Source organism: Xiashengella succiniciproducens (assembly GCF_023674465.1).
Classification (GTDB): domain Bacteria; phylum Bacteroidota; class Bacteroidia; order Bacteroidales; family Marinilabiliaceae; genus Geofilum; species Geofilum succiniciproducens.
In genome coordinates this window covers 1,192,830-1,218,510 of the sequence record NZ_CP098400.1, presented here as the reverse complement: position 1 = coordinate 1,218,510, position 25,681 = coordinate 1,192,830, and the positions used below count along the sequence as shown (strand labels likewise).

Genomic DNA, 25,681 nt, shown 5'->3' with positions numbered 1-25,681 from the left:
ACCCTTTATTACACCCAGAACACAATTGAATTCAACCTATTTGTCAACTGTTTTCTCAACAACAATTCATATAATATCCAGTCCCAACTCTTTCAGAAATTCGTTATGTTTTTCTGAATTTATCTTTATACTTTCATTAATAGTAGCTAATTTTAGATTAACCTCTTTTAAATCGATTTTCGCTTCTTCAATAGCTGTACTCACATATCTTGAAATGTTAAGATTATAGTCGTTCAACTTTATTTCTTCCATTGAAACTCTACGAGAATAACGTTCTCTTTCTTGTCGGAATTTATAAGTTTCTACGATTGTTTTAATGTGTTCATCACTTAAGCTGTTTTGTCTTTTTTCTTTATCAAAATGCTCACTGGCATTTACAAACAAAACATCATCTTCTTTCTTGCATTTCTTTAAAACCAAGATACAAACCGGAATACCTGTTGAATAAAACAAATTAGAAGGCAATCCAATAATTGTATCGATATTATTGTCTTTTAGCAACTTTTTACGGATACGTTCCTCTGCACCGCCACGGAATAATACTCCGTGCGGCAAAATAATTGCCATTGTCCCGCCATCTTTTAAAAAATGAAAACCGTGCAATAAAAATGCAAAATCAGCTGCAGACTTAGGAGCTAAGCCGTAACTCTTAAAACGAAAATCTTCAGCCAACGTATCGTTTGGCTCCCAACGCAAACTAAAAGGTGGATTGGCTAAAATAGCATCAAATTCTATTTTTTTAGAAGGATTCAATTCATTTAATAACTCCCATTGATTGAGTAATGTATCACCGTGAAATATCTCAAACTCGGTATCTTTCATTCCGTGCAACAACATATTCATCCGTGCTAGATTGTATGTGGTTACATTCTTTTCTTGTCCATAAATTTTTCCGATTGTTCCATTATGGTCTTTCATTCTTTGGCGTACATTTAAAAGCAAAGAACCCGAACCACAAGCAAAATCAAGAACTTTGTCCAGTTTAGACTTTAAGCCTGTTGCTGGGTCTTGTGAATCCAATAAAACAATTTGGGAGAGAATGGTTGAAATCTGTTGAGGTGTATAAAATTCACCTGCTTTTTTACCCGAGCCGGCAGCAAATTTTCCAATCAAATACTCATAAGCATCACCAAGCGTGTCGGTGTCCGTAGAAAAATCGGCAATACCTTCTGCAATTTTTTGGATGATTGTGCAAAGTTTATCGTTTCTCTCTTTTGGGGTCTTCCCAAGCTTCTCAGAATTCAAGTTAATTTCAGAAAACAGCCCTTGAAAAGCACTGTCAAAGGACTTATTCTCAATATAGCGAAAACCGTCTTGAAGCGTTTGCAACAAACTGTCATTTTGTGTTCGAGCCAATTCTGTAATATTGCTCCACAGATATTTAGGTTCAATAACATAATGTACTTTCCGGCGCATCTGTTCCTCAAATTCAGCAATATCTTCTTTGTTTTTTTTATACCAAATCTCTAAAGATGGTGGTACCCTGAAATCTGCTCTTTTGTCTTTAGATGGGCTTTCGGGATAATCTTTACCCAATTCTTTTTTTGCAGCTTCTTCGTAATTGAAAGATAGATACCGGAGGAAAAGAAATGATAGCATATAATCACGAAAGTCATCTGCATTCATCGCTCCTCGCAAAGTATTAGCTATATTCCAAAGGGTATCACCAAGTTTTTTATGTTGTTCTTTTTGTGTCATTATGCTGTTGTTTCTGTTTGAGTATCGTTGTTAAATATCTGCGGAAAATAAAAATCATATTTGGTTGTAAAACCATTAAAAATTCTTATAAACAAGTCTTTACTGTCATCACTCATTTCCACGGGATCGAAAATTGAATATTTACCGTGACTAAATAATTGTAATGCCCGATCAAAAAGTACTTCATCCTCTAAACCATAGATACATTCATCAATTTTATCGTGACCGAAAAACGTTGCAGTTTTTTCTAAAATACTTCTAAGTGCATTAAAATGATAAGTGTAGATTTTGGGCGGATTATCGGAATCTTGTTTTTCGACAATATTTTTTAGCTCACTAAGTGTTGCTATGTGATGAAAAAATGGAGTGTCATTTGTATCTTGTAATGAATAACCATTAACTCCTTTATTATGTAAAAAATATTTTTTGTTTTTTACTTTTCTACCAAACTCATTACAGAGCACATTAAAAAATAAACTATGATGTGTAGAAATTACTGTTTTGATTGACATCTCGAATTTACCATTATTATCTTTTTTTGTAAGCAAATTTGCTAAATCACAAGCTATTGCAATAGCATTATTTTCATCTAGTGACGATATAGGGTCATCCACATATATGTATTTAACCCAACTATAAGCAGGGTCTTCATCAATAGCTAATTGACAAATTGCGAGAAAAAAGCACCAAATAAATAGTGTTTCTTCTCCTCTTGATATTTTAATATTTGGAATGGTTTGTTCATTACCTTCAACAATAATACTCCTTGAAAAAGTTACTGTTGATGTATCGTAATTAATATCAAATTTCAAATCAACGTAGTTGTTTAGAAAAGATTCAATTTTCGAATTCAAATTTAATTCTCGTAATCCATCAAAAAACGCTGAATCAGAGTTTAGTTTTAACTCTCTTTCAGTATCATTTTCTAAATCATTGTTCCAAGAAAACAAATCTTCTGTAAAAGCATTAAAATATAAAGTATCACGACTTGTTACATTTCCATCAGCATCAAAAGTTTTACCTATTTGCTTGAATTCCATTGACAGTCTTGTTTTGCCACTAGCATTGTGAGCAAAAAGCAATACTAAATCTTTCATTGGGCGGTGGTCTCCAATCAAGTCTTTTCTGATATGTTGAGCTATCTCAGTAAGGTTTGAAAATTTAGTTATTATACTCATTTCTAATCAATTTTCGGAAACAAACCTTGCATTAATCCCTTTTTGTGCTGTTTCAATTGTTCTATTTTTTTAGCCTGTTCAGTTATAAGTTCATCTAATGCAGAAAGACAAGAAGCAATTTTTTGTTGTTCATTAATACTTGGTATTTGTAATCGTAACTCTTTAATTTGTGAAACCGATACAACATTTTTAATAGCTCCACCAGCCGATTGTGATAATAAATTATTTTGGTTGTTTTCAGTTTCTAATGTGATTTTGATAAACAAATTGTCATAACCTTTTTTGACTGTCAACTTCAAAAGTGCTTGATTAATTACTCCATTTTTATAATCTTGTGGTATAATAGCAAACTTTCCCATTGTACCAGAACAACTCATAATTAAATCACCAGACTTAACAGAAAATCTCTTTAATTCTGAGAATTTATCTTCATCTATATAATATCTAAAAGAACTAAAATCACTATAAATCGCGTGTGATTGCTCATAAACAGCATATCCTTCTTTTACAAATATTTCCTTTTTCAATTCACCTCCGAAAGGCCCTCTAACAAGTTTACATACTTCGTCAAGTGATTTTTCTTCCCACTCCCCGTCTTTCTCAAACTCCTTAAACCTCAATTTTGGCACTTTTTCGCCCTGTTGTGGAAAAAGGTTTTGCATCAGTCCTTTTTTGTGGGCTTTGAGCAGATCCAACTTTTGGTTGTGGGATTCAATCAAATCATCTAAAGATGAAAGGCAAGATGCTATTTTTTGTTGCTCTGACTTGTTATTAACTATTGGTAATTGACAAGTAATGATTTGACTTGGGTAAATGTGCTTTACAGTCGTTCCAGAAACTAATTTAATAATTTCTCTTTTGGAATGATTTAGTAAATAACTTAGAAAAATTGAATTATAACTTTTTTTCGGTCTAAGAATATTCATATCCCCACCCAAAACAACATTATCAAGCATTATAGCTGATGCTTTTGCTAATCCATCTGGTGTTACATCAGAACTCGGCATTAAAATATCTCCAACTTCACTTTTGAACCCTTCGCTTTTATTTGTTTTTGAATAGATGTCTGAAATTACTTCGTTATATTTTGTAAACAATTCTCCATAATGAATACAAGGCTCCGAACCATTATCATCCATATCGGCTTTAGAAAATGTACCACCTCTGTAAACATCACATATATCCGACACTGAACTGATCTCCCAATTTTCTGAGAATTCAGGGAAACGCAATTCGGGTATTCGTTTATTCTTCTTACTCATACGCTGCTAGTCCTGAAATTTCACGCCCTTGGGCCAATTTTTTTAATTGTGGTACTAAGTCTTCCATTAATGCCAATTCTCTTACTCTGCGTTCTTTCCAATTCAAATTTAATGGAGCTAAAAGGTCAGTGAGTTTTTCACCGTCAAAAATCATACGGCTCATTATTTTATCTATGAACTTTTTCAAGTCTGCCGTTTGAATTCCGTGTTTGTTCGCAATAGAAGCTATTTCCTTATTATATTTATCGTCTTTGAAAGTGTCATAGCCCTTGCGAAGCGTTTCAACATCTTGTCCGCTCTCCCAATCCAAACTATTGATGTATTCGGTTAAATCTTCCTCCTCGTCCATTAAATTGGAATTGGATTTCAGTAGGCTGATTATTTGTGATTTAGTCATTTTGTGCTTTGTGGGTTTTTGCTGTGTACTATCGGCTACCAAGTTCATTATGTAGTCGTAATCAATTAAAGCAGAAGCAAACAAAACAAATTCAAAATCCAATTGTTGAATTTCGTGCGGTGTATTTTCGCCTTCTTTTCGTTGTCTTTCTTGGAATTGTCTTGCCGTTTCGATATAAGAACTACGGAACTCCTGAAAAGTATCGTTTGGTAGAATTGCTTCAATTTTTGACTTTTGTTCTTCGTTTAAATCGGTATATTGATCAAGTTGTGTTTTAAGTCGTTGAACCTCCTTGAAGTTTTTCACAAATGTAATTTTTGCCGCATCTCCCTTCAAGTTGTATACTTCTTGCGGTTCACTCACCAAATTCTGCTCCTGCATAAAAATGCCCAAAGCCTCTACCGCTTTTTTAAACTTATCAATAACCACAGGAGCGGGCTCAACCAGCCAAATTTCACTGGGATTTCCACCACTTTCGCCCGAAAACAAAGAAATGGCTTGATTAACGGCTTCCTGTTGAAAACGAAAATCTAAAATATTACCGTATGGTTTCGTGTCGTTTAATACCCGATTGGTCCGAGAAAAAGCCTGAATTAAACCGTGATATTTTAAATCTTTATCTACATACAATGTGTTTAAGTATTTGCTATCAAAACCAGTAAGCAACATATCCACCACAATAGTAATATCAATTTTATTTTTGTGCGGATAGTCTTTATTACTGTATTTCTGATTTTTAATACGACTTTGAACATCTTGATAATACAAATCAAACTCATTAATTGTGTGATTTGTACCAAATTGATCATTATAATCGGCAATAATTTCCATCAAAGCTTGCTTTTTTTCTTCCGGATTTTTTTTGTTATCCTCACGCTCTTGAGCCAAATCTTCCTGTAACTGTTTGATGTCAGCTGCATTCTTCTGGCTTTGTTGGTCTCCTTGTTGAGCAATAAGTTGAGAAGGAGGCGAAAATACGCAGGCGATATTCAAAGGAACATAATCAATATCATCTTCTTGTTTCTTTTTTTGCACTTTTTTAAAAAGCCTATAATACTCAATGGCATTATTGATAGAAGCAGTTGCCAATACTGCATTAAACTTTCGCTCGTTAGTAGCTGCATTGTGTTTATCTATAATAGCTTCTACAACTGCTTGTTGTGCAACAGTTTCACCTGGTTTCGCATTCTGAGACCCTTTGAAATAATCTATATGAAAACGCAATACATTTTTATCTTCGATAGCATGTGTAATTGTATATTCGTGCAACGATTTGTCAAAAATATCCTTAGTAGTTTTGTAGGTCTCATATTCTCCTTCACGAATTTTGTATGTAGCGTTATCAGGGAAAATAGGCGTACCTGTAAAGCCAAATAATTGAGCATTAGGGAAAAACTCTTTTATCGCTTTATGATTGTCGCCAAACTGAGAACGATGGCATTCATCAAAAATAAAGACAATGCGCTTTTTACTCAATGGCTCCAGGCGTTCTTTGTAATTCTTTTTATACGTGCCATCTAAAGCCAGCCCCAGTTTTTGTATGGTGGTAACAATTACCTTATCTGCATAATCTGTAGAAAGTAGTCGTCTTACCAATGTCTCTGTATTAGTATTCTCTTCTACGCTTCCTTCTTGAAATTTATTGAATTCTTCACGGGTTTGCCTGTCGAGGTCTTTTCTATCGACTACAAATAGACATTTTTCAATCTCAGGATTATTTTTCAACAATGTAGAAGCTTTAAAAGAAGTCAACGTCTTACCACTTCCTGTTGTATGCCAAATATATCCATTTCCTCTATTATCATTTATGCAATCTACGATTGCTTTAACTGCATAAATTTGATACGGTCTCATTACAAGTATTTTCTGCTCGCTTTGTACCAATACCATATACTTGCTAATCATTTCTCCGAGCGTACACTTGGGCAGAAACTTATCAGTAAAATCTTTCAGATGATTGATTTTATTGTTCTTTATATCTGCTAATTCATACACAGGCAAAAATTGTTCATCTGCATTAAATGCAAAATGCTGATTTTTGTTATTGGCGAAATACAATGTTCTGGTACCATTGCTCACAATAAACAATTGTATAAAGCAAAGCAGAGAGTTTGCGTAGCCGTTACCCGGCTCATTTTTGTAATCTACTATTTGTTGCATTGCTTTTCGGTGCGAAATATCACCTTTTTTCAGTTCAATTTGCACCATAGGCAAGCCGTTGATAAGCAATATAACATCATATCTCTGGAAACTATTCTCTGTATTAATACGCAATTGGTTTATGATTTCAAAATCGTTTTTGCACCAATCTTTTATATTTACCAGAGTATAATGCAATGGAGTTCCGTCCTCACGTAAGAAATATTGTTTTTCTCGCAAGAATTTTGAAGCCTCAAACACATCAGATTTTATAATATCCTCACGTAATCTTAGAAACTCACTTTCAGACAATCTTACCCGATTGAGTTCTTCAAATTTAGTTTTGAAATTTTGTTCAAGTGTCTTTCTATCAATTATGTCTGGTCGGTACACATATTTCAAGTCAATCAATTGCTTGATAAGATTTCCTTCTGTATGATATTCCTTATACATTTGCTTTACTTTTGATTAATTCTTTTACATCAATTTGTAAAATCTTAGCAATCTCAAATAATACTTCCAAACTCGGCTGTCTCCTATTGCAAACATAAGAATTGACAATGCTGAAACTCTTGCCAAGCTTTTCGGCAAGCCAAGTTTGCTTAATTCCCTTTTCTTCAAGCACTTCTTTGATCCTGTTCATTGAAATAACATTGATATTTGTCCTTTACGAAAATGAAAATATATGAAATATTATAGCATAAAAACAGTTAATGACAAATATTTTTTCACATTTTCCTCCCCCTCCCCACGTTTCTATCCGTCCAATCAATCCCTATACTTTTCTGAAACTCCTTATATTTCATCCTAAACCATTCAATAATATCCGCACCGTCAATAGCAAGACGTAGCTTTCCGGGCTTGTTGGGTTCGGGTTCTATTTGCGCTGTGGAATGTTCGGTCGAGAATTTCCGTTTGTACTCGGCGGAATACAGACTGCCTTTAAAGCCGACCTTTCCGCCCGATAAAATCCGTTGGGTCAGGTCATCTGAAAAACCAACCAAACGGCACATTCTTTCAATGGAAAGCAGTTCGCGAAGGTTTGGAAATAAGTCGAATATCTTTTTCAACTCGGCACGAAGTTTATCGGTGGTAGATGTGTACTCTTTTTGCAGGGTTTGCATTTCGGTTTTTAAGGAGTGATTTTCATCTTTAAGCGAAGTTATTTCAGATTGTAGCTGCTCAATTTCTGCCTGTTGCTGTTTTGTTTTCGAGTTACCAAAAAGCGAATTTGTAGCCTTCCCTGAAAATCGGACAGTTTAAAATTAGACAAATTATTAATTTTAAGCAGTCAAAACAGAGTTATGAAAAAAACAAGATTCACAGAAAGCCAAATTGTAAAAATTATAAAGGAGTATGAAAGTGGTATTGATGCTCAAACGATATGTCGCGAGCATGGCATTGCCAAGGCTACATTTTATAATTGGCGCAAGAAGTATTCTGGTATGGAAGCCTCTCAGTTAAAACGTTTAAAAGAACTGGAGGAAGAAAACCGTAAACTCAAGCAGATGTATGCAGATCAGAGTTTAGATAACTTGATGCTAAAGGATTTGCTTGGAAAAAAGTTTTAAAGCCCTGCGAGAAAAAAGAGCGAGCCGAATACTTGCATTCCACATACTTGATCGGCATCGGCAGGGCGTGCCGATTGATTGGATTGCATCGCTCCATGTGGTATTATGAAAGCAAACGAAACGATGTTGAAGTCATCAACAAGTTGGAAGAACTGTCAGAGAAACTTCCAACGCGTGGCTTTGATGAATATTATGGTCGAATACGCCAAGAAGGCTATAGATGGAACCGCAAGCGAGTATTGAGAGTCTATCGCTTGCTACAGCTAAACCTACGCAAAAAACGAAAAAGAAGGTTGCCTGCTCGTATAAAAGAACCACTGGAGCAACCCAATGGCATCAATCATACTTGGTCTATGGATTTTATGAGTGACAGCTTGATTTATGGCCGTAGATTCCGAGTATTAAATATTATTGATGATTACAACAGAGAAGCCTTGGCCATTGAGTCGGATTTCTCTTTACCAGCAGAACGTGTAATAAAAGTGCTTAATGAAATCATATTCTGGCGAGGAAAACCTATGAAAATAAGAGTTGATAATGGGCCTGAGTTTATCTCTAATGCTCTGCAGAAATGGGCAAAAGACAACGAAATTAAGTTAAAATTCATTCAACCTGGAAAACCAACCCAAAATGCATATATTGAAAGATTTAACCGCTTTTTCAGAGAGGACATTCTCGATGCATACTTGTTTAATGACCTATCTGAGGTTAGACATCTGGTCTCAGAATGGATGGATGATTATAATGAATTTCATCCACATAAATCATTGGGAGGTAAATCTCCCTTAGATTATGTTAAAAACGAGTATAACCACCATATTTTAAATAGCAAAGAAAGTTCGCTGCCAGAACCTGTCAAGGGTATATAAACGGCTTCGTTCCTCAGCCGCCCTTGACAGAACCTCTCAGCTCACTGAAAAAGCATTTAGAAATATGGTTCAAGAAAAAAAATGTCTATTTTGTAGTTGTCTGATAAGGGGTAAGTCTACACTTCCAGTTCCTTTATTTGTATCTGATCTTCTATCTGTTTTGATATATTTTCTATTTTTCTAATCATTTCAGTAGTTTTTAATGATAAGACTATCTCTGTAAATTGTTGATTTTACAGACTAATAACTTAAAAAAGGCATAGAGTATTTAGAACAAGAATGATAAACCCTTGTCAAACACACCCTGTAAATCTCTATCTTAAAAGTAATTAGTGATAGATAATCGAATCTAAATCTACGTTTATACCCATGATCCTTTCAATTTAATTATAGTTGAATACTATTTGTTACTCCTATTTCGTTGATGAAATATTCATCGTGTGAAATAATCAAGACTGTTCCCCGATAATTCTTGATTGTTTCCATCAAAATCGACAAGCTTGATAAATCAAGATTATTTGTAGGCTCATCTAAAACAAAAATGTCAGGAATGTGATTTGATATCATCAAACAACAGAGATAAAGCCGCATACGTTCGCCTCCGCTTAACGTTTGACAATTTTTATCCCACGTTTCCTGTGGAAATAAAGCTCGGTTTAATCGCAGTTTAATTTCATGGTCTGCCAAATTGTTTTTATTATACTGCTCTGCTAATTCCAATACAGTGAGAGGTTGGTTTACCTGCTCATATTCTTGATCGAGATAGACATACGAAAAATCAGATCTGATGACTTCGCCTTGTATTGGAAATAATTCCCCAAGCAATAATTTCAGAAAAGTTGTTTTACCACTGCCGTTATTCCCTCGAATGTGGATTCGTTCGCCACTCCTGATTTCAATATTAATAGGAGATTGCCAAAGAAATTTATCTTTCACATATCCGAAATTGAGTTCGTGGGCAGAGATTAGTATTTTCCCGCTATGTAGTTTCGTGTCCTCAAAATCTATTTTCAATTCAGTGTTTTGTAGCTGGCGATCCCGTAATGCAGATAGGCGTTGCCGGGTATTGTCTATAATGTTTGAATGCTTTTCTCGCAATTTGGCAGAACTGTTTTCTGCTAAATTACCACGAGCATTCATAACGATTCTAGCAATACCACCTTTTTGTTTGCTTCGTTCACCTTGCGAGGTACGTTTTTCTTGTCGTTCTCGAACTTCTTGTGCTTTCTTTCGAGCTACCCGAAGGGCAGTTTGTTCTGCATCAATCTGCTGTTCTAAAGACCGATCTTCTATCGTTTTTTGTTCTCTGTAAAAATCATAATTCCCTCCATATAGCCTAATTCCTTTTGGAGACAACTCGTATGTTGTATCTAAAAGATTTAACAGGCTAACATCATGACTGACAACTACAACTGTAGTTTTTGTGTTCTGGATGTATTCATATAATATTTTCCGAGCAGACAGGTCAAGATGGTTGGTTGGTTCATCGAGTAAAACAATCTCCGGCTTATGCAGAGCCAATCCCGCCAATAGAACTTTCGTTTTTTCTCCTCCGCTTAATAATGAGATAGATGAATCAAGTTCGATGCCTTCTAATCCCCAGTATTCTAAAGCTTGACGACATCTGTTTTCTACCTCCCAATCATCGTTTAGAGTGTCATAGTAAACCTGTTCAGAAGCTCCTCCAAAAATTGCGTTGAGAGCATTTAGTTTTTCTGATACTCCGAGAGCTTCGGCAATAGTCTGCTCTTTGATGTTTATCTGCTGGGGAACATAGTAAGGCTTGGATTCTGTTCGGATATTACCGAAAGAAGGCATAAGTTCTCCTGCCAACAACTTTAGTAGGGTTGATTTTCCTACTCCGTTATTGCCAATAAGAGATACTTTCCCGCCATGTGAAACAGAAAAACTTACAGACTCGAATAGTGTATGTTGATTGAAATAGTGATAAGAAACATCACTGACGATAATACTCATTTTGCAACAACTAATAGTAATTCCAAAGAGGAATCGGATTAAACCGAAGGTATGTAGAACTCTATGGTGTCGGTTTAATTAAAACCAACTATTAATTGTTTATTTTCATCAGAGTATTTTTAAATTCGATTGCAAATGTATGAATAATAGTCGAATAAACCTAACCATTTCTTCAAAATGCTACATACGTGATTATCTCAATAGTCTATAACTCAATTTTATAATGCCGGAAGCGTAGGCAATATTTTCTCTCAATTCCCAATTAGATTCTTTGGGGTTGCTGGGAAACAATGGAATGCCTGAACCTAAAATTACGGGGATGTAGCAGATTTGCATCTCATCAACCAAGCCTGCATTTATGCACATGGTGATTAATTCTCCACCACCAGCTAGCCAAATATCCTGACTGCTTCTATTTTTGAGATCAGATATTCGTTCGATAATATTATCTGTTATAAACTCTATGTTTTCTTTTGTATCTATCGCTTTATGAGATACCACAAAAGTTTTCTTATCCTTGTATGGCCATAAAATATCCATGCATGATAATTCATGATAAGTTCTTCCTCCCATGATAACAGTATCTACAGAAGTTAGCATTTCATTATACCCATAGTCTTCTTTTGTGGGGTTTGAAAATTCGGTTAGCCAATCTAAATCTCCGTCAGGTCGAGCGATGTATCCATCGAGTGAAGCGGCAATGTAAACTTTAATCTTTCCCATGTTTCTTGATTTTAGTGTTTATACTGTTGCTCGCTGTACCTCAAAAGAAAAAGCGTGGAACTCACACTATTCCACCACGAGGTACTGGCATACCCACAGACGAAACAGGCAAGCCCACGCCATACTTTCGTATAGTATGAACATTGCGACTGTTGTCTCGTCTGTATGAAAAGTGCCAGTTTTCGTGGTGAGACGTTCAGCGAACGTTATGTTATATAAAACGGACGAATCCGTAATTTCGTTCCGTAAACGGCAACAACTACTCAACGAACCAGAAGACGGCTTGAAAGTTTCTTGCTCCAGTAGGTTGATTGATCGAATAAACTATCTGCTCGAAATGGTCAGTAATCACTTTGTCTAGTGTTCGTTGTTTCTTTGAGGAATCGACAACAACATTTTCATTCAAATAGTAATCCTGTCCAAATTCAAGACCGATAAAATAGTTCATGTACATCAAAAATTCAGGTGTTGCACATGCCCCGCTTAGCATACTTGATACCATGATTGTTAAGGAGTTCAATATATCTATCTGCGATTTCTTTCCCATACATCACCTTTATGCGGTCTGTCAGCATTCTGCGGTTAAGGCGAATAAAATTTGATTTGGGAAGTTCTCCGATAAGTGTAGTTATATTTTTATTTTCTACATTGGCATTGGCATCAAACTTACTGCCTGTGGCTGCATTGGAGGCATTGCAATAGTCCATCATAAATTTGAGCTTTTCCGTCACTTCACGATCTTCCGCGTGTTTCTGTCGGTAGAGCATTTAGGATTTAGCAACAGCAAAGTATTTTTCAGCCATCAGAGCTACCTCCACCTGATTCTGCACTTCTTCAACGCTGATACCATCAAATATTTTTACCCGACAAAGAATGTTGCTGATGACTTCTTGTGTGGCAAAACTGCCAACTGAAAGAAACGCCTTTGGAAGTTCAAGCCACAAGGGACGGTGGAGTCCTGCGTATATTTATCTTTGTTCTGAGGGAGTCTAAGTAAGCGCACTAAAAGCACATTCCGTACACAAACCCCGAGAATGTTGCCATTACTATTACCAACGCAACAAAGATGATTGTTTTCTTTGTACCCATTACCCCACGAATAACCAACATATTTGGCAACGATAGCGATGGGCCTGCTAAAAGCAGAGCCAAGGCCGGGCCTTTGCCCATACCCGATGCCAGTAAACCCTGAATTATAGGCACTTCAGCCAAGGTAGCAAAGTACATAAAAGCTCCCGTGAAACTTGCAAAAAAGTTGGACAACAGTGAGTTTCCACCAACAGCCCACGACACCCATTCATTCGGCACGACTCCTGCAATAGCTGTCGAATCGTGTGTTGAACCGAGTAAAAATCCTGCTGTTACAACACCCACAGCCAAAAGAGGCATAATCTGTTTGGCAAACCCCCAGGTGGAAAGCGCCCATTCGCGATTATCTTCATCGTTCTTATCAAACAATGTCATTAGGCTGAGTGCAGCAATACCAACGATCATAGGGACAAGCGGAACAAATACAGAAGTTGAAATAAAAGTTTTTGCAAGCAAAGCCGACACTGTCGTAGCCACTACCCCCAAAGCCACCCATTGCCATTTGATTTTCAGAATTTTTACGAGCGAGTAGCAAAGCATAAGTGCAAATCCGCCTGTGATAAACCACTTGTATTTGAATATATAGTACCAAAGGCAGCTTGTGTCATCCGCAGCTGGTCGTCCCCAGTTCGCAAAAACAAGAATAGCTACCAACGAAAAGAAGTGGAAAGCTGTCTGCTTCATCGGACGCTTTTCGGGCATTTCAGGAAAGTTCATCTGCTCTTCCTTTTTCGCCTTCTCTTCTTTTCGGTAGATAAACGACATCACAAGTCCGATGATAATTGAGAAGCTGACTGCTCCGATTGTACGGGCAATACCCATTTCAGCACCAAGAATACGTGCGGTCAGGATAATCGATAATATGCTAATCGCAGGGCCGGAGTATAGGAACGCTACGGCTGGTCCTAATCCTGCACCACGCTTATATATACTTGAAAAAAGCGGAAGAATAGTACAAGAACAAACAGCCAAGATAGTTCCTGACACTGCCGCTACTGTATAGGCTAACCACTTTTTAGCGTTCGCTCCGAAGTATTTTAGAACCGCACCCTGACTGACAAAAATAGAGATTACGCCTGCAATGAAAAAGGCTGGCAACAGACACATCACAACGTGTTCCTGTGCATACCACTTCGACAAATCGAGCGTAGCAGCAATAGCCGTCATAAATGTTTCGTTGCCGACAGGCATGAAGAATACCGCGGCAAAAATCGCCACGATCCAAAGCAGTATTTTAAGTTCCTTTTTAACTTCCATAACCTATAAACCCAACGCTTGACGGACTTCCGCTTCTGATGGCACTCGTCCTTTAATTTTAACCACTTCGTCAACGACCACAGCAGGGGTAGACATGATATTGTATTTCATAATATCCATAATGTCTTCAACCTTTGTGATTGTTGCTTCGATTCCTGATTCTGCAACTACTTTTTCGACGACAGCCTGAGCTGTTTTGCATTTGGCACATCCAGTACCTAATATTTTAATTTCCATGATTTCAATCTTTTAAATATATGTAACTATGTAATAAATCCCTACAATAATGAATATCGCGGCAATTACACGTTTAAACCATTTTTCAAAACTCTTCATGCCATTGTAAAACTTACCGATGTTTGCCATACTGTAAGCCAACAAATAGGCTATTATGATTACAGGCAGACCTGTTGCAATAGCAAAAATAGGAGGTAAAAGCAAGCCTGAAGGGGCTGCGATTGTCATTGGTATAAGCACCCCGAAATAGAGCACCCCGCTGAACGGACAAAATGCCAACGCGAATACTACTCCCATGATAAAGGCATTCCAATATCCGCCTTTCTGTTTCTCTTCGTTCACTTTTGGCTTAAACTTATCGAATAACGGGATGTTGAATTTAATTATATCCAACATCAGAATTCCGACGATTACAAGTGCTACTCCGAGCCACATTCCGCCAACGTCTTGCAGTAGCTTGGCAACCTTGAATTGGCTTGCTCCGAAGTAAAATATAAGTCCTAATGTTGTATAGCTGAACATTCGTCCAAGCGTATAGAAAACACCATTGAAAAGCACTCTTTTCTTTTCAGTGATGTTTTTACTGAGGTATGCCGTTGCCGTAATATTTGTCGCTAAAGGACACGGGCTGATTGCTGTCATTAAACCTAATACAAACGCTGCCAACATTGGCAAATCGTTCTTATAGGCATCGACAAGTTGCTGTAGCCACTCCATGTTACTTCGTGCTTTATTTAACTTTTGCAACGAGAGCTTTTAAATTAACCAACACAACTGTTTGGGCTTTTACTTTAAATTTTTCAACAAGTGCATTATTGCTCTCTTCTTCAAGTGCTACTTGTTTGAATGTTACATCTACAGGAAAATTCTTAGCAACAATCACCTTTATATCATTTTCCAGCGTGTTGCAAGATCAATTCAATCTTTTATTTACTTCGCTCTTAATCAGATCGGCCAAAACATCAGGACTGTTTACAGCATTGGCAAAAGCTTGTTCCGTGATGTTAATAACGTTGCCGCCTTTGTCTATGATAAGACCATTCCATGAAATTTCATACTTCTCCACCAGGGCTTCGTTAGCCTTGTCATCCGTAGGAAGAACCAAGAACTTAACATTTGTGTTTGAAGCGTAGTTTGCTTCAATTGCCTGTTTCGCAACTTTCTCTACGGTATTGCAAGTCATGCAACGTTGCTTTCCATGAAAGTAATATACATAAACTGTGTTGGCATCGGCTACCGCCGTCTTCGTTTCGGTTGCTGCATCAGTATTCTGTGCTTTCTTTTGTCCACCGTTACCACATGCTGTAACAAAAAAAAGGCTCAACATAATTAAAATAACATTTTTCATTCTAATTTGAATTTAGGTGAATAGCATTATTTATTTGTAATATTTGCGTTTTAACCAAAAGGCAATATTAACCAAACCTATCAGTACGGGCACTTCGATAAGTGGCCCGATTACTCCGGCAAAGGCTTGACCGCTGTGCAATCCAAATACGCCGATTGCAACAGCAATAGCCAATTCAAAGTTATTTCCCGTAGCGGTGAACGATACAGATGCGTTCTGATCGTAAGTTGCCCCTGCTGCTTTACTTGCAAAAAAGCTGATAAAAAACATTATCACAAAGTAGATTAGCAATGGAATCGCAATGTGTACTACGTCCATCGGTATTTGTACGATCATCCGACCTTTCAAGCTGAACATCAAAACAATTGTCAGAAGCAGGGCAATCAAAGTGATTGGAGAGATTGCCGGGATAAATTTTTCTTGATACCACTGTTCGCCTTTTACCTTAACTAAGACAATACGGCTAAGGAAACCCGCAAGGAAAGGAATACCCAAGTAGATTCCGACAGTTTTTGCTATCGTGCCTATGGAAATATCAACTATCGCACCTTCAAATCCGAGCATCGGGGGCAATACTGTAATAAACAGCCATGCGTAGAAGCTATAAAAAACAACTTGAAAAATTGAGTTTAGAGCCACTAAACCTGCTCCGTATTCACGATTGCCTTCTGCAAGGTCATTCCAGACCAGGACCATTGCAATACAGCGAGCCAATCCGATTAGGATAACTCCTATCATGTATTCAGGGTAATCGTGCAGGAATGTAATTGCCAGAACAAACATCAATATTGGCCCTACTAACCAGTTCAAAAATAATGAAGTGGTGAGGATCTTGACATCCTTAAATACTTTTGGCATTAACTTGTAGTCAACCTTTGCCAATGGTGGGTACATCATAAGGATAAGCCCTATTGCCAACGGAATGTTTGTTGTTCCACTCGACATTGAATCTATAGCTGTTGAAAATGAGGGTATGAAGTAGCCTAAGGCTACTCCTAGTGCCATTGCTATAAATATCCAAAGGGTAAGGTAGCGGTCCAGAAAACTAAGCCGCTTGCGCTCTACAGCGGGGGTACAATTGTTAGCACTCATACTTACTTCAGGTTATCATCTACAAATTGCTTGCAATATGCTTTTATCATATCACGAACACGGCTGAACTCTGCCTTAATTTCATCCTCTGTACCTTGTGCCTTTGCAGGGTCTGGAAAATTCTGGTGTAGCTTTACAGCATTAGAAGGAAAGTATGGACAACGTTCACGGGCATTGTCGCACACAGTGATAACGTAATCAAAATCAACATAGCGGTACTCGTCCACATTGTTTGATGTGTGCCCCGAGATGTCGATGCCATCTTCTTTCATTGTCTCAATCGCGCATGGATTAACGCCGTGCGTTTCCACGCCGGCACTGTATACCTCAGCACTGTCGCCTGCAAAGTGACGCAAATAACCTTCTGCTATCTGACTGCGGCAACTGTTGCCTGTACATAATACTAACACTCTTTTTTTCATGGCTTCCAAGTTCTTTATACTATTTTACATTACTTGCATGTGAGCCCAATAGCTGACTACTACATCGGCACGGTTGTCATCAACAGGCATTTTTTCAATGTCCCCCTGTCTGAAAAAAATGTTCTTATATCCTCGTTTTTAGGCGTTCTCGCTGGCTTTGTTAATCATATAAATACAAACCGTACGTATTTCGCAAAACTACGAACATTCAAATTAAAAAAATTTTTATGTACTAACAGGAACCATCATTATTGTTTACCTCTACCAGGAAAGATTCGAATAGTGATTTCGCCATCGCCCAATTTTCCTTATTTATGCAGTACTTTACTGTCGGCAAAGTGATTGTCCCTTGAATCAATCCTGCCTCTTTCAGCTCCTTCAAATGCTGGGATAAAGTACTTTTTGCAATTGGCAATATATCCGACATATCACCATGATAACAACATGTCTGCCTTGCAAGCATCTGCAATATAGCTATTCGAATCGGATGCCCTAAAGCTTTAGCTAAACGCGCCAATTGCTCTTGTTCCTTTGTCAGTTGTTCTTTTGCCATAATCCAAAATATCGTTCGTAAAAATACAAACAATATTCAAAACAGGTAAGTGTTATTATATTTTTTTTCAAAGCATGCGAGTAATAAGCGATACCGGAATTGTTCAGGCCTGAGATAGGATTGGCGCACTGGTAACCCTTCTCCTAGAACTCCAGTTTCTGCTTCAACTGCTCTGTGTATTGATCTATTCGGCGCATTTCTGTTGGGATATCAATTTTCTGTGGACAGTGAGGCTTACACTTGTCACATCCGATGCAGTGGCTGGCCTGACGTAATCTTGGAATACTCCTGTCATACCCTACAAGGTAAGCCCTGCGAGCCTCTTTGTAATTTTCGTCATTGGAACTTCTAAGCATTTTACCGGAACTGATTATTCGGTTATAATGACCAAATACTCCCGGAATATCTACACCATAAGGACAAGGCATGCAATACTGACATTCTGTACACTGGATATAGTCATGGCTCACCATAATCTCTGTGACCTTCTCGAGCAAAGCATTTTCCTCCTCGTTAATCGGGACAAGCGGAGAATAAGTACGTATGTTTTCCTGCAAATGCTCCATATATACCATACCGCTCAATACCGAAAGTACAGTTTCAGGAGTGCCAGCATAACGGAATGCCCATGCAGCGGCAGAGTCCTCCGGACGAGCATGTTTGAGCAGATGGAGAGCCTCTGTATTTATCCGGGACAAACGTCCACCCAGAAGGGGCTCCATAACCAATGCCGGAACATCCTTCTTAATCAATTCTCCAAGCAAGTATTCGGCATTGACATTATTGCCGGTGGCATGTCGCCAGTCGATGTAGTTTAATTGAATCAATGCGAAATCCCATTGGATGTCCATTGTAAGCATATAGTCAAATACCCTGGGGTCACCATGAAAAGACCACCCTAGATTACGGATACGACCGGCTTTTCGCTCTTCAAGCAGGAAGTCGAGCACTCCGTTATCCAAAAAGCGTTTCTCCACATCTTCTACACCTCCCATTCCGACACCATGGAGTATATAGTAATCAATATAATCAACCTGCAAATCGCGCATGGATTTCTGGTACATCGCCTTACTCGATTCAAAAGAGCCCGGACCGTAATGACCAAAATTCGACAACTTTGTTGAGATAAAAAACTTGTCACGGGGATGGCGTTTCAGGGCAATACCCGTAGCCGTTTCAGACCAACCCCTTACGTACACAGGTGCTGTGTCAAACAAATTCACACCATGAGCTATTGCATAATCAACAAGCTCATTAACAGTATCCTGATCGACTTCCTCACCGCTGCCATCAGCCTTTTTACGAACAGGCCAACGCATACAACCATAGCCGAGCAAGGAAACCTTATCTCCTGTATGAGGATTAATACGATAGGTCATCTTGTCTGTCGGCACCTCACCTATCGAGCCACCTTCGGCAGAAACAGTATTACGAGGCTTACAGCCGGCCAGTGCAGCAGCGGTAACAGCGGAGCCCGCACCTAGTGTTTTGAGAAAATTACGGCGATTTATCCCTTTATTATTGTTGTTCTCCATATTCAATTTCCTCTTAAATCAAATGATGCCTTACATTACCTTCCACATAGATTGCACTAAACGGACGTGCAGGACATAGATTCTCACAAGCTCCGCATCCTATGCAATTCTCCTTATCCACAACCGGAATTTTCAAGGAATTCTTATCATCAGGATCACAAGCAATCATTGTAATGGCTCCGGTCGGACAATGGTGTGCACAGTTGTCGCATTGCACATTATCAGTATTTACAACGCAGTTATCCTTAATCCAGACTGCCGTACCAATAGCCAGAGCACTCTTGTCTGCAGTTGTAATCGGCTTTATTGCACCAGTGGGGCAAACCTGTGAACATTCAACACACTCAGGACGGCAATATCCCCTCTCATAAGACATTTCAGGCTGCATAAACGTAGCCAGTTTGCCGGAAGGTCGTAGTATATTGTTAGGACAAGCCGAAACACATAGTTGGCATGCCGTACAATGGTCCTTCATGTTTTTTGCGCTCACGGCACCGGGAGGTACTATCGGGGTTTTCCTTTCGGGAATCTTCTTGTCCAATATATCTGCCAGACCACCATCGACCTTCTGCTCCTGGGCCTTAATGGTATTAGCAAAGATCATAAGTCCCAGCAAGGACAATATGTTACGACGTGATAACCCGGCAGGGTTATTACCTGATTCACCCTCTACTTCCTTTTTCCCTTTCAACATTACCGGTACGTAATGCATAGCGTCAAATTTGCATTTTCCTATACAGTTAAAACAGGTCACACAACGGCTATGGTCGATACTCAATGCCACCGGGTCTATGCAAGAAGACTTGCACACACGTTCACAGGCCTTACATTTAGTACACTTTTCCTCATCGAAGACCACTCTGAAAAGGGAAAACCTTGACAACAGGCCCAGGATCGTTCCGGCCGGGCATATCGTGTTACAGTAGGTACGCCCATGACGCCAGGCAAGGATTCCAACGACTATAAGAGTAAGGCCCGCAACTCCGAATGTGATCCAACCTTTTACCCACACATCGGTGGAATAGAAAGCATAGCTGTCAACCCTTTCGGCAGCAAGAGCCAGCAGGTTGTTGCCCAAACGATAAATGGGGGCAAACAGGTTGGACGCTATGCGGCCATAAGCCGCATAGGGGTCGAGCAGGGAAACGACAACGCTAATCCCGGCGGCCAGTGCGACAATAAACACTACCAGAGAAAAATAACGCAACCAGGTAATAGCAGTTGAATAGCGAAAGCGACTTTTCTTCCCCTTCCTACGTGCCGAGATATTTGACACTCCATCCTGGAAAATGCCAAGTGGGCAAATTACCGAGCAGTATAGCCTTCCGAACAACAAAGTCAATACAACGAGGCCAATGATTACAGCGACATTAACCGCCAAGATCGCAGGTACAAGCTGTATCTCAGCCATCCAGCCAAACCACAAATGCACTGTCCCGGTAAAGTCAAGGAAAAAGAGCGTTAATAACGCAAAAAAGAAGCAGGCACTGTAAACTCTAATACTCTTCAGCATATACAGACTCTTATGTATTTTATACTGCCAATTTCGCACTTCTCGAAAGCTATGGTTCAAATTTACTATTTCTCCCAGATGATTTTGCGTTTCAACTCCCGTCAAATCCTTATTTGAACTGGTTCTATCTTAGCATGCCTGCAGTTTATACAATTGACTTTTAAGGCTCCCAAAAACCCTTATTCCAGGGAAATATTTCAAACTATTTACTATATTGTCAACTTCCGCGGCAACCGTACTATGTAACGAAAAAGATTCACCCAACTGAAGATTGGTACCATATTAAAGAACCATGAGAATGGCTTGGCATAGGATGAATAAATAGTATTGAATTTTGATTAATAAGAAATCGCTAAATTGTCATTTACTGAATTCACCATAGAATATATAAATAATTCATTAGCTGAAACACAAAAAAGAAATCAAAATGACGATAAAAGTAGACAATGATATAGAGCTTAAGCAATTGGAACAATCTGATGCTGTTGATATCTTTAAAACGATTGACAACCAAAGAGAATATCTGGGCAAATGGCTGCCCTTTGTTGAGTTCACAAAAGAAATATCTGATTCTGATAGTTTCGTTGCATCTGTTGTAAATGCCCCAGAAGATAGATTTGAATATGTCTTCACGATAAGGAAGGGTGGTGAATTCGCCGGTCTAATAGGGTTTAAGGATACTGACAGACTAAACAAAAAGACAGAAATCGGATATTGGCTTTCAGAAAAGTATCAAAAGCAAGGGATAGTCACCAGGTCAGTTGATAAACTCTGTGATTTTGCATTCAACACACTGGGACTTAACAGAGTCCAGATAAAGTGTGCTGTTGGCAACATCCCCAGCAAAAATATCCCCAAAAGGCTGGGATTCAAGCTTGAGGGAATTGAACGACAAGGAGAACTGTTGACAGGTAATGTCTTTACAGACCTGGAGATTTACAGCAAACTTAAGTCAGACTATTCTATTGCTAATAAACAGTAAAGGAATCTGAACAATGACAAAAGAGGCTCTAGACAAGTTACGTGTAAGACTATCCATTAAGTTCAAAAATGGGATAAACTTCACATTAGCGGGAGGTATTATTTGGCTCCTAATTGCATATGTTTGGACACTAAAATTCAATTCATATGACAAGTCGGTAATTACTTTTATGGTTGGAGCATTGTTGCTTCCCCTGGCATTACTGTTCTCCAGACTTTTCAAAATCACCTGGAAAGACCCTTCTAACCCATTACAACCGTTGGGACTTTGGCTGAATCTTGCCCAATTGTTTTATTTCCCCTTTTTGATCTTTGCGCTAGTTAAGTTTCCAGACTATTTTGTCATGGTCTATGCAATTATAACTGGTGCCCATTTCTTTCCATATGCCTGGTTTTATAAGGCAAACGCATATGCAATTTTTGCCGGTATAATAGCCATTGGAACCATGCTTTGTGGGCTTTTGTTACCTATTAATATGATGTTCATAATCCCAATGTTTGTAAGCATTTCGTTGATTGTACTAACAGTGCTTTTATTCTTTGACACTAAAAATAAGCAACTTCTTCAAAATAAAGAACAGTAACTAAGCATCCTGCTCCAAAATATAAATCCCTTTTATGTACTTTAAGCCTAGATAATTTTCCTTATAATTGTAATAAGCATAGAAAACACAGAATAAAATTATTCTGCAACCCATAATTTTATAACTCATCCATGAAAATACTTACCATAATCTCGTGTTTATTTGTACTTTCTATCAACATATTTGGTCAGCAGATTAAAACCAAAGATGCTTAATTTGAGGATTATATTCCATTGCTAAATGCTTCAGGCTACGAGGTTTTTAGTTTTAATATGTCTGAAATAATTGAGGATGGAACAAACCTTTTACTAATAATCTAAATAAAAACAGCAATACCAGAGCCTTGGCTCTCGTATTGCTGTTTGGTAAGATTATAACCCAGTTTAATACTCACCAAAGGGAAGGAAGGATATGGGCTTGTTTGCAACTGATTCCTGGACTCGATTAAGGAATCTAAGCACGGCAGATCCGGCCAGGCCATTTGGATGACAACCGGGCTGTCCTTCGGGAATCTCAATGCCCATCTCTTTGTAATGATCGATCCAGTCCTTGTGAAATTCCCCGGTTCTAGGATCCTTAAAGGTCATGGGCTCCAGATCAAATACTCCGTAATGCTCAAAAATCGTGTAAATAAAGCCCGAACAATAATGGCCACCGCTACCCAACATATAGGTGTAATCATATGGCAGACCTAAAAGTGCATGGGCCTTTTCTATTGCATCGGGAATGAACTCTCTGTACTCCTCAACTAATCGATAAGCGTCTACTACATTCTGATCCACCAGAAAACTCTCAATGGGTTCGCGTGTCACTCCCTTGATTGGTGCGGCATGGATAACCCAAACTGCTTCATCATCTACCTCCACTATCCCAACATGCGTGTAATCAGTATGCTTTGATGTCTGGGTCACGTCATTGATCGCCTGGTCTAGCCCATCAGCATTCGGATGCGAGGTGGCAAACAGTAAATCCCCTGTCCGAAGATAGCTGATGTCAGGCTTGTGTCTGCAAGAGCTTTGTGATGCCATGGCAATAATAGTGATGGTTAACAATGCGGGCAGAGATAAACTCTTTAGGATCATGACCTACTATTTTTATATTAATTTACGAAAACTAAATCCAATAGTCAATTTTATTTCCAGACAATAGTAGCTAAATTTGCCGTAACCAGTGATTTTTGTATAAAAATAGTCCTTCTCGAATGTGCAGATATTATTCCGGAGTAGTATCAATGTTCATCCTGACCATGCTCAGCCTCGCTTCCTGCGAGTCTGATGTAAAACTGGAGATTCCCAGTGGTGGCGGTCAACTCGTTGTTTTCTCCTTTCTCTGCGCTGACTCCACAATGAAGGTTCACCTCAGTAAGAGTGTAAGCCATTCATCTGTTGATGACTTCGAAAGAGTCTATGATGGTTATGTGATTGTCAAACTAAATGGAATGGAACTTGATTCTGTGGCCTTCCCATTCGACAAGACCTACCTTGAACTCCCATCAGTAGCCGTCAGGCAAGGCGACAGGTTTGAAATAGAAGGCGGAACTCTCTCCGGCCTAAGGGCCGAAGGACACACCCGAATTCCCTATGCCCCACAACTGATTGGAGTAGACAGCATAACTGAAACTATTACAGACAACATTCCCTCTGTCAACTACGAGGTCGAATTTGCTGACCCACGCGATGAGGCAAACTACTACCAACTCGTGATTACCAGTGAGGTCAGGGACGCTGACAATAAGATTAAGGAGTTTTATAATGTAAACTTCTTCAAGGACGATGAATTGTTTTACATACGTGACCAGGAAGGCAGTTTACTTGGCGGTATCGACTTCCTCGGGTCCTTTTCCGACTATATAATCACTGAGGAAAGGTACCGGATCAAGGTATGTGTCCCCTCCTTCTACCTTGCAACTCCGGGAGAGAACGAAAGGCGCATAGTCCGCTTTCACCTACTTTCGCTATCTGAAGACTATTACAAATACCTTCGTAGCAGGGTTGTAGCCGAATACAGTTATGATCTACCCATTGTCGATCCTATCAAGATCCATTCGAATGTTACAGGGGGGCTGGGCCTGGTTGGAGGGATGACATTTGCAAGCGACTCTGTCGTTTATATCGGGAACGGTTATAACTAATCAATAAAACTTATGTAACTAGGAGAGCGCCAATGATGGGCGATTCCGCTTATTTAAGTAACTTTGTGCATCATTATTGTGATGCCTCGTGGCATTACATAAGTACAACGACGTAAAATCAAAAAACACTTTATAAAATGAGCACCACTTCTAACGAGATTAATGAGATTGAGAAAGTTAAGGTACTGATTATCGGTTCAGGACCAGCCGGATATACTGCTGCTATCTACGCTGCTAGAGCTAACCTCTCGCCCGTACTATACCAGGGCCTTCAACCCGGCGGTCAGTTGACCACAACTACTGAGGTAGAAAACTTCCCCGGATATCCCGAAGGTATCACAGGCCCGGAACTGATGGAAGACCTCAGAAAACAAGCTGAAAGATTTGGAACTTCTATACGCTGGGGACTGGCTACCAAGACAGACCTGTCCTCAAGACCTTTCAAGGTTACTATCGACGACAAGAAAGTAATTGAAGCTGAGGCACTGATTATTGCAACCGGTGCAACTGCTAAGTATCTTGGTCTGGAAGATGAGCAAAAATATGCAGGTGGCGGGGTTTCTGCCTGTGCTACTTGCGATGGTTTCTTCTATCGTGGTAAGGATGTGGCTGTTGTAGGTGGTGGTGATACTGCTGCCGAAGAAGCTCTTTACCTTGCAGGTCTTTGCAACAAGGTATATCTGATTGTTCGTCGTAACGAACTGCGTGCTTCTAAGGTAATGCAGGAACGTGTTTTTGCTGCCAAGAACATTGAAATTCTCTGGGAACACCAGACTAAGGGCCTCTTCGGCGATGGTGTTGTAGAAGGTGCAGTTCTTGTCAAAAAGAAAGGTACTCCAGAAGAAGAGGAAGTTAAGATCAAGATTGATGGTTTCTTCCTTGCAATCGGACATACTCCAAACTCGGAGGTTTTCAAGCCTTACATCGAAACTGACGATACAGGTTATATCAAGACTATTCCAGGAAGTTCAAGAACTAACGTTGCAGGTGTATTTGCATGTGGTGACGTTCAGGACAGGGTATATCGTCAGGCTATTACTGCCGCAGGTTCGGGCTGTATGGCTGCAATTGATGCAGAACGATTCCTCGCAGAAAACCCTCTACAGTAACCAATTAGCCTGAGTA

The 25,681-nt window shown here is 38.9% G+C and carries 28 protein-coding genes; 5 read left to right on the top strand and 23 right to left on the bottom strand.

Translation table 11 applies throughout. From position 1 onward, the window contains the following. Positions 1-66: 66 nt before the first annotated feature. The 6 genes from M9189_RS05125 to M9189_RS05100 form a co-directional block, all read right to left on the bottom strand. A complete protein-coding gene (locus M9189_RS05125) occupies positions 67-1,698 on the bottom strand; it encodes a type I restriction-modification system subunit M (RefSeq protein WP_250725127.1) in 1,632 nt (543 codons plus the stop codon). Further along, a complete protein-coding gene (locus tag M9189_RS05120) occupies positions 1,698-2,876 on the bottom strand; it encodes an AAA family ATPase (protein WP_250725125.1) in 1,179 nt (392 codons plus the stop codon). The genes M9189_RS05125 and M9189_RS05120 overlap by 1 nt, the downstream gene beginning before the upstream one ends. A 2-nt stretch (positions 2,877-2,878) precedes the next feature. Then, complete coding sequence (locus tag M9189_RS05115) at positions 2,879-4,138, bottom strand: restriction endonuclease subunit S (RefSeq protein WP_250725123.1); 1,260 nt, start codon at positions 4,136-4,138, stop codon at positions 2,879-2,881. Beyond that, positions 4,131-7,127 (bottom strand): type I restriction endonuclease subunit R, encoded by a 2,997-nt coding sequence (locus tag M9189_RS05110; protein ID WP_250725122.1) that lies wholly within the window; start codon positions 7,125-7,127, stop codon positions 4,131-4,133. Before M9189_RS05110 ends, M9189_RS05115 begins: the two co-directional genes overlap by 8 nt. Further along, positions 7,120-7,317: a helix-turn-helix domain-containing protein gene (locus M9189_RS05105; RefSeq protein ID WP_250725120.1), complete on the bottom strand. Its 198-nt coding sequence runs from the start codon at positions 7,315-7,317 to the stop codon at positions 7,120-7,122. The genes M9189_RS05110 and M9189_RS05105 overlap by 8 nt, the downstream gene beginning before the upstream one ends. An 85-nt stretch (positions 7,318-7,402) precedes the next feature. Next, on the bottom strand, positions 7,403-7,798 hold the full coding sequence (locus M9189_RS05100) for a hypothetical protein (RefSeq protein ID WP_250725118.1): 396 nt from the start codon (positions 7,796-7,798) through the stop codon (positions 7,403-7,405). Between the two features lie 180 nt (positions 7,799-7,978). Here M9189_RS05100 and M9189_RS05095 point away from each other — a divergent pair. After that, a protein-coding gene (locus M9189_RS05095; protein ID WP_250725116.1) for an IS3 family transposase occupies positions 7,979-9,114 on the top strand; the annotation gives its coding sequence in 2 pieces (ribosomal slippage) (positions 7,979-8,231 and positions 8,231-9,114; 1,137 coding nt in all). Positions 9,115-9,501: 387 nt separating this feature from the next. Here the strand turns inward: M9189_RS05095 and abc-f are convergent. The 16 genes from abc-f to M9189_RS05025 form a co-directional block, all read right to left on the bottom strand. Then, complete coding sequence (abc-f, locus tag M9189_RS05090) at positions 9,502-11,091, bottom strand: ribosomal protection-like ABC-F family protein (RefSeq protein WP_250725114.1); 1,590 nt, start codon at positions 11,089-11,091, stop codon at positions 9,502-9,504. Positions 11,092-11,283: 192 nt separating this feature from the next. Further along, on the bottom strand, positions 11,284-11,814 hold the full coding sequence (locus M9189_RS05085) for a dihydrofolate reductase family protein (RefSeq protein WP_250725112.1): 531 nt from the start codon (positions 11,812-11,814) through the stop codon (positions 11,284-11,286). A 259-nt stretch (positions 11,815-12,073) separates the two neighbouring features. Next, complete coding sequence (nrdD, locus tag M9189_RS12945; protein WP_419184192.1) at positions 12,074-12,304, bottom strand: anaerobic ribonucleoside-triphosphate reductase; 231 nt, start codon at positions 12,302-12,304, stop codon at positions 12,074-12,076. Then, entirely contained in the window at positions 12,276-12,524 is a 249-nt protein-coding gene (locus M9189_RS05080) for a hypothetical protein (RefSeq protein WP_250725110.1), read from the bottom strand. The genes nrdD and M9189_RS05080 overlap by 29 nt, the downstream gene beginning before the upstream one ends. Before the next feature lie 57 nt (positions 12,525-12,581). Further along, positions 12,582-12,758, bottom strand: coding sequence for an ATP cone domain-containing protein (locus tag M9189_RS05075; protein ID WP_250725109.1), 177 nt, complete (start codon positions 12,756-12,758; stop codon positions 12,582-12,584). A gap of 58 nt (positions 12,759-12,816) precedes the next feature. Then, the gene (locus M9189_RS05070) at positions 12,817-14,160 is read right to left on the bottom strand and encodes a permease (protein ID WP_250725107.1); all 1,344 of its coding nucleotides are present in this window, start codon (positions 14,158-14,160) and stop codon (positions 12,817-12,819) included. Positions 14,161-14,163: 3 nt separating this feature from the next. Further along, positions 14,164-14,397, bottom strand: a complete 234-nt coding sequence (locus tag M9189_RS05065) for a thioredoxin family protein (protein ID WP_250725106.1) — start codon at positions 14,395-14,397, stop codon at positions 14,164-14,166. 12 nt (positions 14,398-14,409) lie between these two features. Beyond that, positions 14,410-15,114: an aromatic aminobenezylarsenical efflux permease ArsG family transporter gene (locus M9189_RS05060; RefSeq protein ID WP_250725104.1), complete on the bottom strand. Its 705-nt coding sequence runs from the start codon at positions 15,112-15,114 to the stop codon at positions 14,410-14,412. Positions 15,115-15,127: 13 nt separating this feature from the next. After that, complete coding sequence (locus M9189_RS05055; protein ID WP_250725102.1) at positions 15,128-15,280, bottom strand: hypothetical protein; 153 nt, start codon at positions 15,278-15,280, stop codon at positions 15,128-15,130. A 30-nt stretch (positions 15,281-15,310) separates the two neighbouring features. After that, positions 15,311-15,745: a nitrophenyl compound nitroreductase subunit ArsF family protein gene (locus tag M9189_RS05050; protein ID WP_250725100.1), complete on the bottom strand. Its 435-nt coding sequence runs from the start codon at positions 15,743-15,745 to the stop codon at positions 15,311-15,313. A gap of 30 nt (positions 15,746-15,775) precedes the next feature. After that, complete coding sequence (arsB, locus tag M9189_RS05045; RefSeq protein ID WP_250725098.1) at positions 15,776-16,837, bottom strand: ACR3 family arsenite efflux transporter; 1,062 nt, start codon at positions 16,835-16,837, stop codon at positions 15,776-15,778. Between the two features lie 2 nt (positions 16,838-16,839). After that, complete coding sequence (locus M9189_RS05040) at positions 16,840-17,259, bottom strand: arsenate reductase ArsC (protein ID WP_250725096.1); 420 nt, start codon at positions 17,257-17,259, stop codon at positions 16,840-16,842. A 24-nt stretch (positions 17,260-17,283) separates the two neighbouring features. Next, positions 17,284-17,379 (bottom strand): methyltransferase domain-containing protein, encoded by a 96-nt coding sequence (locus M9189_RS12940; RefSeq protein WP_419184191.1) that lies wholly within the window; start codon positions 17,377-17,379, stop codon positions 17,284-17,286. Between the two features lie 112 nt (positions 17,380-17,491). After that, positions 17,492-17,812, bottom strand: a complete 321-nt coding sequence (locus M9189_RS05035; RefSeq protein WP_250725094.1) for an ArsR/SmtB family transcription factor — start codon at positions 17,810-17,812, stop codon at positions 17,492-17,494. A 143-nt stretch (positions 17,813-17,955) separates the two neighbouring features. Beyond that, positions 17,956-19,347 carry an aldo/keto reductase gene (locus tag M9189_RS05030; protein ID WP_250725092.1) on the bottom strand — a complete coding sequence of 464 codons (1,392 nt, stop codon included), beginning with the start codon at positions 19,345-19,347 and terminating at the stop codon, positions 17,956-17,958. A gap of 13 nt (positions 19,348-19,360) precedes the next feature. Beyond that, positions 19,361-20,860, bottom strand: a complete 1,500-nt coding sequence (locus M9189_RS05025; protein ID WP_250725090.1) for a 4Fe-4S binding protein — start codon at positions 20,858-20,860, stop codon at positions 19,361-19,363. A 427-nt stretch (positions 20,861-21,287) separates the two neighbouring features. Here M9189_RS05025 and M9189_RS05020 point away from each other — a divergent pair, with 427 nt between their 5' ends. Both M9189_RS05020 and M9189_RS05015 read left to right on the top strand, forming a co-directional pair. Further along, the gene (locus M9189_RS05020; protein ID WP_250725088.1) at positions 21,288-21,842 is read left to right on the top strand and encodes a GNAT family N-acetyltransferase; all 555 of its coding nucleotides are present in this window, start codon (positions 21,288-21,290) and stop codon (positions 21,840-21,842) included. A gap of 13 nt (positions 21,843-21,855) precedes the next feature. Continuing rightward, positions 21,856-22,425, top strand: a complete 570-nt coding sequence (locus M9189_RS05015) for a DUF7010 family protein (RefSeq protein ID WP_250725086.1) — start codon at positions 21,856-21,858, stop codon at positions 22,423-22,425. Between the two features lie 383 nt (positions 22,426-22,808). On the opposite strand, the gene M9189_RS05010 is transcribed toward M9189_RS05015, so the two are convergent. Next, a complete protein-coding gene (locus M9189_RS05010) occupies positions 22,809-23,507 on the bottom strand; it encodes a YiiX/YebB-like N1pC/P60 family cysteine hydrolase (protein ID WP_250725084.1) in 699 nt (232 codons plus the stop codon). A 119-nt stretch (positions 23,508-23,626) separates the two neighbouring features. On the opposite strand from M9189_RS05010, the gene M9189_RS05005 reads away from it, so the two are divergent. Continuing rightward, positions 23,627-24,556, top strand: a complete 930-nt coding sequence (locus tag M9189_RS05005) for a DUF4249 family protein (protein ID WP_250725082.1) — start codon at positions 23,627-23,629, stop codon at positions 24,554-24,556. Positions 24,557-24,693: 137 nt separating this feature from the next. Then, positions 24,694-25,665, top strand: a complete 972-nt coding sequence (trxB, locus tag M9189_RS05000; protein ID WP_250725080.1) for a thioredoxin-disulfide reductase — start codon at positions 24,694-24,696, stop codon at positions 25,663-25,665. Positions 25,666-25,681: the final 16 nt, after the last annotated feature.